This window comes from Virgibacillus sp. LDC1 (assembly GCF_025792345.1).
GTDB classification, from domain to species: Bacteria; Bacillota; Bacilli; order Paenibacillales; family Paenibacillaceae; genus Paenibacillus_AQ; species Paenibacillus_AQ lautus.
Genome location: NZ_JAOXLZ010000001.1, coordinates 3,147,437 through 3,163,396, shown reverse-complemented (window position 1 = coordinate 3,163,396; position 15,960 = coordinate 3,147,437). Strand labels below are relative to the sequence as shown.

The following is a 15,960-nucleotide window of genomic DNA, read 5'->3' as shown; positions in this document are numbered from 1 at the left end:
GTTTCAAATGTTAGTGCTTACATTCCCAATTATCTTGTTTCCGCGGGGAAAGAGTAAGGAAAAAAACCGTGCAATTTGTTTAAAAAGCAGAGATGTACGTACAAGTTAATCACTCTTTTTCATATATTCGGAGGGAGTGCACCCGATCTGTTTCTTGAACACCTGGCTGAAATATTGAGGATTATCACCGAAACCGAGCCGCTCGGCCATTTCAAAAATCTTGATATCGGGATCGCTTGCCATCATTTCGGTTGCGCGCTTCATCCGTAGTTTCATCACGTAATTGGAGAATTTCTCACCGGTCTCCTTCTTGAACAGCTTGCCAAGATAGTCGGCGTTCATATACAGCATGTCGTTTGCCACCAGATTGAGTGTAAGCTCCGAGTTTCCCAGCTGCTCCTCGATAATCTCAACTACCTTGCGGACGATGGCATTATACTTGACTTTGTTCTGCTCGAAGTTTCGCAGCGTGATTTCCCGTACCGTTTCTTCCAGTACGGCTTGAATCGCTTGGAGCGTGCTCATTTCGGCGATTTCCGGGATCCGCGCGTAACGTTCCTGCATCTGGTCCGGATCGGTCAGCCTGATGAGGGACACGTATTGCTGAATGATATAGGATTTGGTCATCTCGATGCTCAGCTGCGCACGCTTCAGTTCCTGGACGAATTCGGTCAGGGCCAGCTCCGCTTCATTGCGGTGGCCGGATCGGACCGGCATGCAGAGTCGTTCCTCGTCGAGGACAAACGTTCCTTCCAAGCCGCCGGCGTGAAGCGTGTCTTCCGTAGTGATCATCCCGCTCTCATCCAGATAGAAGCGGTAGTTCAGGCATTGCAGAGTATCCCGGTACAGCTTTCGAGCCAGGGTAACAGGTCCGGGATCGCTGATCGCGATCGTTACGTCCATCTTGTAATACTGTTTAAAAGTACACCGGATATCCTGCAGCTGTTGATGGAGCCGCTGTTGATCTTTTTGGTTCTCAATGAGCACCAGTACATGCTGCCCGATCGTCGTACTCAGGAGCGTTGTGTCCAACAGATCCTCGGCAATGTTCTTCACGGCGAATTGATGCTCATATTCAACGATGCCCTCCAGCTGGAACAACAGCAGACGGACGGGCTGATCGAAATTCGTTTCGAACAGGCTTCGGTACTCCTCCAAGTCATGGCGTCCATAGGTTTTGTTGGTGACAAACTCCTTGAGCACCTGTTCTTTGACATGAGGCAGCACCTTTCGAAGACGGCCTTTCATCTCCTGGATAAAAGACTCCTTGTTTTCGTTCAGGGTCAGCTCGTCAGTGACCTCTTTCAGCGCCCCTCCGATCTTGACCTCGTCGGTCGGCTTGAGCAGGTAATGCTTCACGCCGTATTGCATGGCACGGTTAGCATATTCAAATTCGCCGTAACCGGAGAGCAGCACAAATTTGATATGTGGATGGGAGGCATAGGTTTTGGCTACGAGCTCAAGCCCATCCAGCCCGGGCATGCGAATGTCGCAAACGACGATATCCGGGCTCTCCCTGACGATTTTCTCATACGCTTGAATTCCGTTCTGGGCGGTACCCGCCAGCTCGGTTCGATATGCCTTCCAGTCCACCATTTGAGATATGCCGTCCAGAATAATTCGTTCATCGTCCACGAGCAGAACTTTGTACATCCGAATCCCTCCGTTATTTGGGTAAAGACAGAATTACGCGGGTCCCAAGACCCGATCCGCTGTCGATGGTTAAACCGTAGTGGTCGCCAAAAGCCAGCTTGATCCGTTCATCGATGTTTAACAGTCCAATCCCGTTACCGCTGGTAGCCAAGTCGCCGTTTCGCAATCGGGTCAATGTATCCGGCGGCATGCCGGGGCCGTCATCCTCAACCATGACGCAGAAAGCGGAAGGAGTCTCCTTGCAGGACAACGTTATTCGGCAAGGGTTAACGGATGGCTCCAGCGCATAATGAATCGCATTTTCAAGCAGTGGCTGAAGGGACAGCTTTGGAATTTTGCGCTGCAAATCCTGCTCCTTCACATCCATCGTGAAATCTAGGCGGTCTTCAAATCGGAACTTCTGAATAATGACGTAGTTTCGGACAATCTCGAGTTCCTCTCCCAGTGTCAGAATCGGCTCTTTCAAGCTGACGGAGTTACGAAGAAGGAAGGCTAAGGCCTGCACCATGTCGGAGATTTGGGTTTGCTTGTTCATCTTCGCCAGCCAGTTCACGGATTCCAACGTGTTATACAGAAAGTGGGGGTTGATTTGCGCTTGCAGCGCTTTGAACTCGGTCTCTTTGATTAACAGCCGGTTCGAATAGTTCTCGGTAATCAGCGCATTGATTCTCTCGATCATGAGACGGAACGTCCGATGCAGCAGGCCCAGCTCGTTCATGGCGACAGGAGCAGCGTCCTGAGGCAGTACGTTGGCTTCCGCAAAGTTTCCTTTTTCCGCAAGCTTCATCCGAGAGATGAGACTTTCGATAGGACGTGTCAGGCCTCGGCTGAACCGGATGCCGAGCAGAATCGCAACCGCGAAGATAACGGTAAACACGATGATGACAAGCTCTTTAATGAATATGATTTGCTTGAAGGTCTGATTAAAAGGCGTGACATTCATATACGTCCACCCCGTGTTGCCCGATCGGTTATGTGCAATGAAGTAGGTATGGCCATCGATTTCGCGGGTAAGGTACCCGTTTCCGGATGACAGGGAGAATTGAATGACCGACGGATCAAAGTGCGGCGTTGCAGGGTAGATCACATCCGCACCCGAGGTCACGATCAGGTCGCCTTCTCCGCCGGCGGATTTCCGGACGATTTTGTCCATATTGATCCGAATAATGATGGTTCCCAAGTAGTTAAGATCGAATAAGGTTCCAGAGTAGGATCTTATTTCCCGGGAAAGTACAAGAGCCGAATCCGTTTCGTCCGGGTACACCCAGCGTTCTTCTCCATCCGCATCTCCGGCAAGCTGAAGAATAAACTCCTTTTTGGCGGGATTAATCGGGACGACACTGCCGACATCCTGCTGTTTATCGTAGGAATCGATCAGATGGATGGAATACAGCATCGGCTCGGAGCCTACATAATTCAGGAGGCGGTCCACCAAATGCTGCCGCAGGATGAGACGGTCATAGTCGGAGTCGCTCCCGGCGATGGAACGTAACATATTTTGAATCTGGGTATCGGTCATGATGTTGAAGGACAACTGTTCGATCCGTTCGAGCTCTGACTCAATCGCAGAGGAGGACAGGTGTAAGACCTGTGATGATTTGAGGTAAAGCTGCTCGTCGTAGATGGAGAATGCATATTGCTGGACGATGACGGCGAAGGTAAATGCCATCGCAACGATTAAGCTGATAAGTAGGGAAAGCTTATTTTTGATTTTCATATTTTTATAGATCGTCATCCATTTTTGCACGGCAACGTCTCCTTGCGCAGGGGCCTAAAATGTCGTGTACACATTATGTACCGGGTTGTAAACGCTGTCAACATAGACATCGTTATTACAGCATCTGGAATATCAATATCAAAGATTCGTCAGGTAGTCGGTTATTTGAACAAGGAGGTCGGTTATTTGAATTTATGTTTGGGGGCTCCCATACGATAATGTTTTTAGATGAAAGCGACAAAGGGAGGTGAAGTTCGTTGCAATGCAGGTATAAATTCGATTTCGGTACGGAAGCGCCGGGCCACGAACATACCAAAATAACCGCTGAAACCTTATATAGTCCGGAACTTGGCTTTGGATTCCATTCTTTATCTCACCTATCCGCTGTGAATCGGGCAGGGGAGAAGGCGTTAATGCGAGATTTTGTAATACCACTGCATGCTGCGTTTCAGGTCGATGTGATCGATGGCTTGTACACCCTGCATCTACTGATCGGCGATGCCTGGTTTGATACCGAAACCTCCATTCGGGGAACGGAAGGGCAGATGCTGCTGGATGGGAAACGCATACCGGCAGGTCACTTTGAACGATTTAGTGTGACGGTGCCGGCTGTTCAAGGCAAAATCGTATTGACCTTCTCGGGCCGTGCTCCCCGGATTAATGCTTTGGAAGTGGCACCTGCGCCGCATGCTTGCCATGTGTTTCTGGCGGGGGATTCAACGGTAACGAACCAACCGGCTGACGGTTATCCCTATGCCGGGTGGGGGCAAATGCTGCCCGCTTATATTAAAGCGGATGCGGCTGTAAGCAATTATGCCCGTTCCGGCCGAAGCTCCAAGAGTTTTATTACGGAGGGAATTCTGGAGCAAATATCTGAGAAGATGAAGCCTCATGATTATATGCTGATTCAGTTTGGCCATAACGATCAAAAGCGGGATGAGGAGAGGTATACCGAGCCTTTTTCGACATACAAGGATTCTTTGAAGAAATACGTGGATGTTTGCCGGGAGAAACAGGCGACTCCGATTCTGGTAACGCCCGTTCACCGCCGTTATTTTGATAGCAAGGGGTTATTGGAGGATACGCATGGCGATTATATCATGGCGGTGCGGGAACTGGCGGATGAGGAGCGTATACCCTTAATCGATTTGGCTGCGCTGAGTTTGGAGTATTTTAACCAGCTGGGTCCCGAAGGGACCAAATCCGTGTTTATGTGGGGGAGGCCAGGGGAGTTTCTTCTGTTTCCGCAGGGTGTAACGGACAACACTCATTTTCAAGAGCGCGGTGCGGCCCGGTTGGCCGACATGGTGGCTCGCCGTTTGAAGGCGCTTGGACTCCAGCCGTTGTCTCTGTTTTTACGCTAGCCTGATGGGTCGGAACGAGGATTAAAGGAATTTTCGGTGTCCATAGCGAATGTATTTTTATTTATGCAGCCTAAATCGATGAGTTGCGAGGAGTGAAACGCATGTCAAAAGGTGAAAAACAATGGATTATTCCCGACGGGTATATCCCTCCTGAAAGCAGCGGAGAACTAACCAGTCATGAATCCGTCTGTGTGTTGAACTTAACCGAGCAGGACGTTGTGGTTACGATTCATGCTTACTTCGAGGATCGTGATCCATTGCTGGGAATGGAAACCATCGTACCAGCAAGAAGAACCAAGCACATACGAACCAGCTCGCTTCAAACGGACGGCGGGCAAGGTATTCCTCCAGGTATTCCCTATGCCATGGAAGTTACGAGCAGTGCACCCGTATTTGTTCAATACAGCCGTCTCGATTCCACTCAGGCTGAGAATGCCTTGATGAGTGTTATGGCGTATCCGGTAACCAGATCCTAAAGGATGGTGATTGTATGGTACAGACTGTGACATATACCTCAGAGCCGCCTGAGGACTTTCGTCAACTAGAGGCTTTGTATGCTTCGCTAGGTTGGAACTCCATTCATCTCTCCGTTACGGAATTGAAAACCATGTGCTTGCAGAGCTGGTATGCCATCTATGCATATGAAGGACGGAGATTGGTAGGCATGGGACGTTTGATCTCCGATGGGGTTATTACCGGCGTTATATGCGGATTAGGCGTACATCCGGATTATCGGTCCAGAGGGATCGGCCGACAGATCCTCCATCGATTGGTTGAACATTGCGAGAAGTCCCGGGTCTTCCCGCAACTGATGTGTGAGGAAGGGCTGGAACCGTATTATGAGAAGCTGGGCTTTCAGCGATTTACCATTGGGATGAAGAAGGATATACAGCGAACTCATTCATCGGATGTCCCATAATCTTTGATCGTTATTTTTACCTCATACTGGATCGGAACCTCACTAAATGTTTGATCCCAATCTTTTTTGGCTGTCTTCCATATATGAGGATACTTAATTCTTAATTTGTTTCCGAAACCGGAAACGTCTGTCTTGTATTCATGTTGAATTTTATCGAGTACATTCTTTACCAAACGTTCAACCTCGTCTTCAATCGCTTTTTCCACTCTTTTCAAAAATTCAGTTTCGATGGTTTTCTCCGAAACGACCCAATGCTCGGCAATTCTTCCTTCAGACTCGATTTCTATATTAAACGAGATATTGTTTCCATCAACATGAGGTTTAATTTTACTTTTCATAGACAATATTTCGTATATTACAGGCTGACCTGTCTTTTTATCAACGCTTTTAACCAAACCGCCTTTCCCCTTTCCGGTTATCCACGTTAAGCCCTCTATTTCCTTTTCATTCAAAAAACCACGTAGTTTTTTCGTTTTCCCTTCAATGACGGCAGCTCCTGAAAATTTCGTTTCTCCATTGGATGACGAGACGACATTTTGCAAAAGAAAGCTGGCTCCGGAATGCAGCTTCCCCTCTATTTTGGTAAGTGTAGTGGGAGGTAAAATTTTGGTGGTTCTTCCGTGACCGTGTGTCATTTCAACGAGTCGGAATGCTGGGATATCCATCGGTTTTTTCGATTCTAGTGTTTTACTCGCACGGTTTTGAGCAATTAGAAGGAGGCCGCTTGGTCTCATCTCTTGTTCTCTAATAAAAAAATCCAAAATCTTTTGCATATCCAAGGTACGCGCAAGGTCCTCTCCAATGATTATCACTTTTGAATGTTCGGCAAAGGCACGTTTGTCGATTCTTAATACCATATTGCGTAAAGTTGGCAGGATCGCATCTCCTGTTTCAGAAACGTTATTGTAAGCTTTTTGCGGTGATGAACCTGTTTTTGCTCCTTTTCCTGTTGTTTCTGAGGTGACAAATTGATTGGTTATCGTAATTCGATCCCGGTTAAGACGCCCGCCTGCTTGTCCCGCTGACTCTTCTTGAGGCCCCCCTTGTTTTTCCAAATCCAAAGAAGTGCCTACAATGAGGCCCAGATCTTCAATTTCTTTTTTGCTCCAGCAACCTGTAAGAGGTAGGAGTATAAGAATCAACAGCGCACTCAAGAGGAACCGTATCGTGATGTGCTTCAAGCTTTTCCACCTCTCAAACTCGATACTAGAAGTAAGATGAATGGCAGTACAGCAAATAATAATAACGCGACATTGCCGATGATATCCCCCAGTTTAAAGAGGTCATTGATATTTTTTGGAACCATCGCAATGACGTAAATAATCGGAATCAAGCCATATGTAAAGGGATGAATCTTCTTTTTGAAGAGCTGCGCCAGCCCTAAAGCTGCCGCATAGTAGGTAATGGTAAAGGTCGTAAATATTTGCATAATCCATATCACAAGCAGCAAAGATTCAAAACGTTCAAAGATCAAACCGGGGATTTCAAAACTTCGCATAAGCTCAAGTGTAGGCCATGTACTCGTGACCACTCCGTCGATAGACAGGGCTCCTATGACCATAACAACGGTGATGACGTAAAAGAGCAAGGGGATGAATACTCCAACTAAAACAACTTTGACGGCTTTGTCCGGCTGTTTCATAAACGCTACAAGAAGCAGCATAATTTCAGAACCTAAAAATGCAAGAGCGGTTGTCTTTATTCCTTTTAGCATGGGGCCAATTCCCAATCCTAATACGGGACGGAGATTGTCCATCTCAAATATGCCTAAGCTCAAAAAGGCAACCAGTAAAAAAATGACGATTGTAATAGGAAATATGATTTCAAACAAACGGGCGATCGTGTTTATTCCGCCTAAGATCAGATAGAGACCTATCCACATAAAAGGCAGGATAATGGCCCAGGTGGGGGTGCCTTCCAGCAAAAAAAGGCCGGTTACTTCTGCCATGGTTCTGACCTCGTATGCAGAAATGGTAAAAAAGTAGCCGATAATAAGTAAACTGAGGAACCCGCCCACCCATTTTCCTACAATTTCTTGGCTGTATTGATAGAAGGTTTTTTCGGGGAATCGCTGGTTTAATTTCACGATGATCAACCCCACGATCATGGCGATCATCCCGCCCAAAATAACGGTGATCCACACATCCGGTGTTTTCACTTTCTCCACAGATGTTCGGGGGAGGGTGAGGATCCCGGCAGCAAGAATATAGTTGACGAGGATAACAACTGCTTGTGAATTCGTAATTTGTTCTTTTGGACTACCCAACATGTTGTTTATTTCCTTTCATAGAGAGCTATCCTTTGCGGATGGAGTCTTTCCTATGTATCGCCTTCCGACGGCGTTTCATCTTCACAAGTGGCATACGAATCATATAGTCTTTCCAATCACTTACTCGATAAGGAACGATCGGAGTGACAAAGGGAACACCAAAACTCTCCAACCTTACTAGATGGCTGCAAAGGAAAAGGAAAAACAGAACGACCCCGTATAATCCAAACACAGCAGCGAAAAACATGGCTATAAAACGAAGCATGCGAAACGTAATTCCAGCGCTGTATTGAGGGATGGCAAAGGAGGAAATGGCGGTTAACGCCACCACGATCACCATAATTGGACTGACAATCCCCGCTTGTACGGCAGCTTCTCCTATGACCAATCCACCGACGATACCCATGGCCGGACCAATGGGTTTAGGCAATCGCAGCCCACCCTCCCGCAAAATCTCGATCGCGACTTCCATAATCAGTGCTTCGATTAGTGCGGGAAACGGTACGCCTTCCCTCGTGCCCATGATAGACAAGGCCAGTTTGGTTGGGATCAATCCCTGGTGAAACGAGACAAACGAAATATACAAGGAGGGTCCAAAAAGCGAGATAAGGGCCGCGAAATAGCGCAAAAGACGGATGAGAAAAGTAGGTAACCAACGATCGTAATAGTCCTCTGGTGAGTGCAGCATCATACTAAATGAAACCGGAACGATCAGAGCGAAAGGTGTCCCATCCAACAAAATCGCAACTCGTCCTTCCATCAAGGCACTGTAAACGCGGTCGGGACGCTCCGTATTCTGTACTTGTGTAAAAGGACTGAGGTAATTATCCTCGATCAGCTGCTCTACATAGCCTGATTCCGGTACATCATCCATATTTATTTTTTTGATTCTTGCCTGGACCTCTTCCACCAAAGCAGGGTCTGCCATGTCTTTGATATAGGCGATGACAAGTTCTTTTTTCGAACGTTGTCCGACTTGAAACTTGATGATGGATAAGTTGTAGTTGTCACCATGCTGTCGTAAAAGGGCGGTATTATCACTTAACGATTCCGTGAAACCTACCCGTGGACCTCGAACCAATGGTTCCGAAGTCGGCTCTTCAATACTGCGCGATTTCCCTTTGGTTGTACCGAGAATGAGCACATTCTGCACACCATCCACTAACAATGCGGTCGAACCTGTCAATACCTTGGACACCAAGTCGTTTACATGAGGTGCTTCTGTTACTTCACTAATGGTAAGAACTTGATTTTTAATAAACTCTTTAGAAATGGCCCCTAGCACAGAAGATGGATCTGGGTTATTTTTTTCGGAGAAGCTCACCATAAGAGATTTCATAATATGTTTGTCGATGAGTTCTTTATCCGACAGTCCTTCTACGAAAATGATGGCTGCACAAATGCCTGTGCCTCCCATGTGAAACTCCCTAAAGTGCACATCCGAGTTATGACCGATTTCTTTTCTCACCAGTTCAAGATCCAAGGCGAATTTCCCCGTAAAATGCTCTAATGAGGGTTGAGCAGAATTCAATGTTTTGTTTTTTTCGCTCTCATGTTGTTTCATTGTGAATACCTGCCATTTCCTCAGTCTTCCTTTGAGTTATGAATCCATTTAAAAAGCCTTGAGATCATATACGGAATCATAAATGCGATGAAACCCTGCATAAAAACCTTCCAATCCGGAAGGTAGGAAAGCACCATGTTCCACATGTTAATCCCCCTGTTAAGCCAGCATTAGCGTCGTATAAGCATAAGCCTCTATCTTTCCCATTATTATCTAAGCAACAACCGTTTAAACTTAAACCTCGGGGATGCGGGAGTACATTGATCTTGGAAAGGTTCGCTTGGTCAAAATCGCAGGATACGAGGGAGGGAAATAATGTTAAAATAACATCAAGCGGGCAGCTTGATGTTAGGAGGTTCCATAGGATGAAGACATTGTCAGTAGGAATCATAGGGACCGGATTTGGCGGTTGCGTTCATGCTCCCATTTTTCGGATGCACCCGGGGATGGAGGTGAAATCCATTGCCAGTGTCCATCGACAACGCTCGGAGGGCCGCACGTGGAATGGAATTCCGTATTACAGGAATTGGCGTGAGATGCTGGAGAATGAGCAGTTGGATCTGATATCGATCGTATCGGCACCGGTCCATCATTATGAAATGACGATGCTCGCCTTGCAATCCGGCCACCATGTCCTGACGGAGAAGCCTCTGGGCATGAATACGGAGCAAACGTTACAAATGCTGAGTGAGTCGGAACGGGTGGATCGACAAGGTTTCGTTAATTTTCAATGGAGATGGACGCCGATTCGGCAGCGAATAAAGCACATGCTGCAGGGTAAAGAGCTGGGAGACATTCAGCATATCAAATATACAGGAAGCTTCCCCGGGTATTCCCTAATGGCTAATTCTTACCGGGGATGGGAAGCACGCCGTGAGGATGGAGGTGGATTCCTGTTTGCGATCGGTTCGCATATGGTAGATTCACTCTTATGGTGGATGGACGAAGAGATTACGGAAGTGTACGGCGACCTGAGAATTCAGATCTCGGCCTATAACGGAGATGAAGGGCTTGAGCTTAGGGACGCGGAAGATGCCTTTACTTTTTCGGGGCGTTTTAAGGGCGGAGCCTCTCTCCTTGCGGATGTATTTTTTCCGGGAATTCGTGGCATGGGTTGGACGTTGGAGATTTACGGGACCAAGGGAACGCTGATCATGCGAGATGACCGTTCTCTCGAATGCAGTTTTGGCGGGGCGTTTGAGTCTGTCGATATTGAGACGTTCCAACCGCCTACGGATCTGGAGGCACCAGCGGCGCACTACTATAACGGTTTTTATCAGATGATAGATGGGATATACCACAGTATAAATGCAAACCCATCAACGTTGAATATGCCGTATTTCGTGGATGGCCACAGGGTACAAGCTGTTCTGGATGCGATTCGTCTGTCGTCCGAGACGCACAGCCGAGTCAGCGTTAATTATGGATCTATCATTCGGCATGGCTAATGGAAAGTGATGCTGGAAGAGCAGGGAGGGCACGTACTAATCCGATAGCAAATCGGATAGATATAAAGAGTGGGCTGGAGCTTGCAGACCCCATTGGTCAAGGGCGACAGTATAGGGTTCGACGTTTTGACCAACATCAGGTGGGGAGGAAACCTCTATGATACAGAGCTTGATCGTTGTGTTTGTACTGACCATGATTATTCATACGGCGGAAACCTTGTCATACTCCGCAAGATATGCGGGGGTGAAGCTAAACAAGATTGCTGTTGCATTATCGTTGACGGGGATCATTGTGCTGGTTTCCCGAACGTCCAACTTAGTTCAAGCCCCGCTGACGGCCAAATTTGTTGATTATGCGAAAGTGGATCCTTCGTTTGACGTGCTCTCCTATTTCAGGGCGATTTTGTTGGCCGCCTCGATCGGAACGATTGTTGCAATCGCGTTGTTTCCTACCTTCGTCAATCTGTTCAGCAGAGTCATCAGCAAGCTGGAGGTCGCCGGATCGATTCCGAAGCTGGTATCAAGCGTGACCATTGGACAGCTCAAGAACACAAGGCATTACATAAGAAAGCCCAATTTGAAATGGAGTCAGTTTCGTTACTTAGGGGTACCTAAACGGTTTATTATGCTGAATATTGTGGTCACGGCTTTTTACACAGTCGGTGTTCTGTCGTCCCTGTACGCAGCTCATCTCATCCCTCAGTACAGCACTACAGCATCTCAAGCGTCCGGGTTAATCAACGGAATCGCGACGATTATTTTAACGATATTTATCGATCCCCAGCTTGGCTTGATTACCGACAAGGCAACTCGGAACGAGGAAGCGAGGGACCAGCTTGGCAAAGTATATACGATGCTGATGGTTTCAAGGTTTTTTGGAACCATGCTGGCACAGCTCGTGATCATTCCGGCCGCTTGTGTGATCAGCGAGATTGTGAAGTGGATATAAGGACAGTGGTTGTGGTTAGAAAGTCAGAAGGAGAGAGGAAGAATCATAATGACACGTAAACGTGTAGTGATGGAATCCGTGCTGTTTGCTGCAGCGATATATGTAGGCTATTTTGTATTTATGATGCTGCAAGGGATGGTGCTAACACAGAGACATGTCCGGAATATAGATTTGGCTCTGCAATATGAACAGGCGGAATCCCTCCAGGCTCAGGTAGCTTTTGGAATGATCGAGCGCAATAGCGAATGGTTTACCGTGGCTGTAATGGGAGGCTTTATTGTATTAGGCAGCTTATATGGAAGTATTAGATGGATGTTGGCAAAACGAAGACCGCAATCCTAACATTGGATTTTCTAGAGAGCATAAACCCTGTCATGGATTCCTGTCCAAAGCCAGGGTTATTTTGTCTTGGGATTTATAATCGATGTTGGATCCAAAACCTTATCTCATATTTGAAGTAATCCATACTCGACGGTATGGACAAATAGGGACAAATAGGGACAAATAGGGACAAATGAAGATAATTGGGTCACCCAATTATCCGGTACACAACGTAAATAAGGCATTATATACCTATAAAACAGCAATGAAAGCGCTATTTTTATGCTTGACAGCCTTTTCAGATGCGTTTATGCTAAACATGCGGTTAATTGGATCACCCAATTATCGTTTGCGCAAGTAGGGATAGAGAGGGTAGTCATATGACCATTAAGAAGATTAAATATCATCGGGTGTACGAGGATGTTATCGAACAGATCAAGAATCTGATTCTGGAAGGGAATCTGGCTCCGGGAGACGTTCTTCCGACAGAACGGGAGCTGGCCCAATCGTTTGGCATTAGCCGCGGAACATTGCGAGAAGCCTTTCGCATTCTGGAACGCGAGGGGCTGATTGAAGCCAGACCGGGCGGCGGACGTTTCCTGAGCAAAGCACTGGATGTAGCCGAGGATCGAAGCCGCATTCTGGACAATATTGAACGCGCTACCATTATAGAATTGCTGGAGGCGCGGGAATTGTTCGAGACGGGAATCGTGGAGCTGGCGGCGAAGCGGGCAACCGATGAGGATATTGCCGAGATTGTGGCTGCATTTGAAGCATGGGGACAGATCGATCAAAATGCGGAGGATCGTTCGAAGCCGGATCAGGCGTTTCACCTGTCGATCGCCAAAGCCACGCATAACGTGGTTCTCGTCAATATGATTGAATTGCACATGGATTTGCTTCAGCGGACGCTGAGCAAAACCGCCCAGATTCCGGGTCGCAAGAGCGAGGTCTACGAAGAGCATTTACTTATTTTGCAAGCCATTAAGGAACGCGATCCGGTAAAAGCAAAGCTGGCTTTGCTGAACCATCTCAGCCGGGTTAAAGAAAACATACAGAAAAACTACATTCATGTATAAGAGGGGAGAAACGTCCCCCTTTTAGCACAAATTGGATAATCCAATTATCCAATGGTCATGGGTGAATATTTTGGTAAAGAGGGACTGCTGATGAATACAGACATTCGAATACTATCACCCTGCGGCATGCTGGGATATGGCTTTCCTGAACAATCCTTTATGAACGGCCTGGAGTTCGATCCGCACGGCATCGTTGTTGATGCAGGCTCAACGGATGGGGGACCCCATAAGCTGGGCGCCGGCGTATCGATCGTCAGCAAGCGGGCGGTTAAGAAAGACCTGGACATTATGCTCACGAACGGTTTGCCCCGAAAAATTCCGATCATCATTGGCTCGGCTGGCGGCTCGGGCGCACGGACCCATGTGAATTGGACGCTAGAGATCATTGATGAAATTTTGGATGAACGGGGCCTTCAGGCCAAGGTATCTGTCATATGGGCCGACTTTACGCAGGAGGAAATCCATCAGGCGAAGGAAGAAGGGCGGATTAAGGCACTAAGCCCAAATATTCCGCCACTCACCAGTGAGTTGATTGACTCCACCAACAGCATCGTTGCCCAGATGGGACACGAGCCTATTGTGGAAGCGCTTCAACAAGGCGTGGACATTATCGTCTGCGGCCGGGCGTATGATCCTTCCCCGTTCGCGGCGATCGGGATCTATCACGGCAAGGACCCGGGGCTATCCTATCATCTGGGCAAAATATTGGAATGCGGCGCATTGTGCGCGGAACCGGGAACAACCAAAGACAGCATTCTTGGCACGATCAGCGACGATTCGTTTACCGTTCAGTCACTCAACCCGAACCGGACGTGCAGCCCGACCAGCGTTGCGGCACATACCTTTTATGAGAAGGAACATCCTTATATTCTGCATGGTCCCGGATTTACGCTTGATTTGGAGAACTGCCGCTTCGAGGAAGAGGAGGAAGGTGTCGTTCGCGTAACCGGCAGCCGGTTCCTTCCGGCGGAGAAATATTTCATCAAGCTGGAAGGCGCTAGACGCGTCGCTTATCGGACCTTCGTGGTGGCGGGGATCCGGGATCCGATCCTGATCGGGAAGCTGGAAGAGGTTGAGGAATATGTTCGCAGCCAGGCACGGGAATATTACCGGGAAATTCCGGAATCGGATTATCGGATTCAATTCTACAACTATGGCAAGAACGGCGTTCTCGGAAGCAAGGAGCCCGAGTCGTTCGCTGGACACGAGGTCGGCGTCATGTTCGAAGTGGTGGCCAAGACGCAGGAATTGGCGAACAGCATCTGCGCAACGGTGCGTTCCACCTTCCTGCATTATGGCTACGAAGGCCGTAAATCAACGGCAGGCAATCTGGCTTTTCCATTCGCGCCAAGCGATATCGAGTTCGGTCCTGTCTATGAATTCTCCGTCTACCACCTGATGGAAATGAAAAATAATGCTTTTCGGATAGAGCATCGATAAGGAGGATCAAACCGTGACTCAACTCGGCGATTTGGCGAAGGTGCTGCGAAGTAAAAACTCGGGCCCCTTCGAAATTACGTTAGACGTGTTGTTTGATTCCAAGGAGCAATATGACAGAGTGAAACAGTCCGGTATCATTACGAAACGGACGATATGCGAGCTGTATCAGATCAGGGAGGAGCAGATTCATCACCTGGTATTCTTCGACCAGGCGCTGGGCTTCAAAATCACGATGTCTCGGGACATATCGTCAGGCAGTGTCGGCGACCGCGACGTGTACGGAGCCCAGCAGCATGCTCCCCTCATGAAGCTATCCATCGAACATCTGGAGGAGGGGTAAGCCATGAAGGTGTTAAGACGCTTAAGGCAGGATTGGGTACTATACGCGATGCTGTCGCTGCCTCTGCTCTACTTTTTTATTTTTCATATCATTCCGCTGTACGGCATGAAACTCGCCTTTCAGGATTACCGGATTCTGGGGGATCATGTATGGGTCGGGTGGAAGCACTTCAAGACGCTGTTCAGCTCGCCCGCCTTCACAAGCGTGCTGCAGAATACCATCATCATCAGTTTGATGAAAATCGTATTCGTATTCCCGATTCCGATTATGCTGTCACTGCTTATTAATGAAGTTCGTAGCTCGAAATACCGCAAATATGTGCAATCCGTAGTCTATCTGCCGCATTTCCTGTCCTGGGTTGTTATTGCCGGGATCTGGATCAGTCTCTTGAATCCTGCCGAAGGCGGAGTCAATCTGATTGCGAATTTCTTTCAACTGCCATCCGTGGATTACATGACCAGCAAGGAGCATATCCGTTGGGTGCTCGTATTCTCCGAAATATGGCGAAGCGCCGGCTGGGATTCCATCATATATCTGGCAGCCATCATGAAGATCAGCCCAGGATTGTATGAAGCAGCCAAGATCGACGGGGCGACCCGGCTGCAGCAGATGAGGTACATTACGCTTCCTCATTTATACAGCACAGTTGTAACCGTCTTCATTCTAAATCTGGGCTTCTTCATGAATGCTGGTTTTGATCAGGTGTTTAACTTTATGAACGATTCCATCATCAGTGTGGTGGATATTCTGGACACGTATGTGTACCGAATCGGTATCGGGAACGGACAGTTTGCTTATGCAACCGCAGCGAGTCTGTTCAAGGGCGTGATCGGTATCATCCTCATCCTGGGCACGCACTTCATATCGAAGCGCTTCTCGGGTAAGGGCGTCTGGTAA

15 protein-coding genes are annotated in these 15,960 nt (G+C 47.9%); 10 read left to right on the top strand and 5 right to left on the bottom strand.

The window, feature by feature from the left end; translation table 11 throughout:
- Positions 1 to 105 precede the first annotated feature (105 nt).
- The gene (locus OHJ21_RS14095; protein WP_326114013.1) at positions 106 to 1,653 is read right to left on the bottom strand and encodes a response regulator; all 1,548 of its coding nucleotides are present in this window, start codon (positions 1,651 to 1,653) and stop codon (positions 106 to 108) included.
- Between the two features lie 13 nt (positions 1,654 to 1,666).
- On the bottom strand, positions 1,667 to 3,400 hold the full coding sequence (locus tag OHJ21_RS14090; RefSeq protein WP_326118849.1) for a cache domain-containing sensor histidine kinase: 1,734 nt from the start codon (positions 3,398 to 3,400) through the stop codon (positions 1,667 to 1,669).
- Positions 3,401 to 3,627: 227 nt separating this feature from the next.
- Here OHJ21_RS14090 and OHJ21_RS14085 point away from each other — a divergent pair, with 227 nt between their 5' ends.
- From OHJ21_RS14085 to OHJ21_RS14075, 3 genes are all read left to right on the top strand, one after another.
- Positions 3,628 to 4,734, top strand: a complete 1,107-nt coding sequence (locus OHJ21_RS14085; protein WP_100538250.1) for a rhamnogalacturonan acetylesterase — start codon at positions 3,628 to 3,630, stop codon at positions 4,732 to 4,734.
- Positions 4,735 to 4,835: 101 nt separating this feature from the next.
- Positions 4,836 to 5,210, top strand: coding sequence for a sensory rhodopsin transducer (locus OHJ21_RS14080; protein WP_207797481.1), 375 nt, complete (start codon positions 4,836 to 4,838; stop codon positions 5,208 to 5,210).
- Positions 5,211 to 5,224: 14 nt separating this feature from the next.
- On the top strand, positions 5,225 to 5,653 hold the full coding sequence (locus OHJ21_RS14075; protein ID WP_100538248.1) for a GNAT family N-acetyltransferase: 429 nt from the start codon (positions 5,225 to 5,227) through the stop codon (positions 5,651 to 5,653).
- Here OHJ21_RS14075 and OHJ21_RS14070 read toward each other — a convergent pair.
- From OHJ21_RS14070 to OHJ21_RS14060, 3 genes are read right to left on the bottom strand one after another with little or no spacing between them, the layout of a single operon-like run.
- Positions 5,632 to 6,834, bottom strand: a complete 1,203-nt coding sequence (locus OHJ21_RS14070) for a Ger(x)C family spore germination protein (protein ID WP_207797480.1) — start codon at positions 6,832 to 6,834, stop codon at positions 5,632 to 5,634. The genes OHJ21_RS14075 and OHJ21_RS14070 overlap by 22 nt on opposite strands.
- Complete coding sequence (locus OHJ21_RS14065; protein WP_100538247.1) at positions 6,831 to 7,922, bottom strand: spore germination protein; 1,092 nt, start codon at positions 7,920 to 7,922, stop codon at positions 6,831 to 6,833. Before OHJ21_RS14065 ends, OHJ21_RS14070 begins: the two co-directional genes overlap by 4 nt.
- Before the next feature lie 25 nt (positions 7,923 to 7,947).
- Positions 7,948 to 9,486 carry a spore germination protein gene (locus tag OHJ21_RS14060; RefSeq protein ID WP_326114020.1) on the bottom strand — a complete coding sequence of 513 codons (1,539 nt, stop codon included), beginning with the start codon at positions 9,484 to 9,486 and terminating at the stop codon, positions 7,948 to 7,950.
- Between the two features lie 365 nt (positions 9,487 to 9,851).
- Here OHJ21_RS14060 and OHJ21_RS14055 point away from each other — a divergent pair, with 365 nt between their 5' ends.
- From OHJ21_RS14055 to OHJ21_RS14025, 7 genes are all read left to right on the top strand, one after another.
- Positions 9,852 to 10,934, top strand: a complete 1,083-nt coding sequence (locus OHJ21_RS14055; RefSeq protein ID WP_100538245.1) for a Gfo/Idh/MocA family protein — start codon at positions 9,852 to 9,854, stop codon at positions 10,932 to 10,934.
- Between the two features lie 157 nt (positions 10,935 to 11,091).
- Positions 11,092 to 11,883, top strand: coding sequence for a lipid II flippase Amj family protein (locus tag OHJ21_RS14050; protein WP_100538244.1), 792 nt, complete (start codon positions 11,092 to 11,094; stop codon positions 11,881 to 11,883).
- Between the two features lie 48 nt (positions 11,884 to 11,931).
- Positions 11,932 to 12,225, top strand: coding sequence for a hypothetical protein (locus tag OHJ21_RS14045; RefSeq protein ID WP_394054645.1), 294 nt, complete (start codon positions 11,932 to 11,934; stop codon positions 12,223 to 12,225).
- A 359-nt stretch (positions 12,226 to 12,584) separates the two neighbouring features.
- Positions 12,585 to 13,283, top strand: coding sequence for a FadR/GntR family transcriptional regulator (locus OHJ21_RS14040; protein WP_100538243.1), 699 nt, complete (start codon positions 12,585 to 12,587; stop codon positions 13,281 to 13,283).
- Positions 13,284 to 13,373: 90 nt separating this feature from the next.
- Complete coding sequence (locus tag OHJ21_RS14035) at positions 13,374 to 14,723, top strand: acyclic terpene utilization AtuA family protein (RefSeq protein ID WP_243390775.1); 1,350 nt, start codon at positions 13,374 to 13,376, stop codon at positions 14,721 to 14,723.
- A 13-nt stretch (positions 14,724 to 14,736) separates the two neighbouring features.
- The gene (locus OHJ21_RS14030) at positions 14,737 to 15,063 is read left to right on the top strand and encodes a DUF4387 domain-containing protein (RefSeq protein WP_127594255.1); all 327 of its coding nucleotides are present in this window, start codon (positions 14,737 to 14,739) and stop codon (positions 15,061 to 15,063) included.
- 3 nt (positions 15,064 to 15,066) lie between these two features.
- Positions 15,067 to 15,960, top strand: coding sequence for an ABC transporter permease (locus tag OHJ21_RS14025; RefSeq protein ID WP_100538240.1), 894 nt, complete (start codon positions 15,067 to 15,069; stop codon positions 15,958 to 15,960).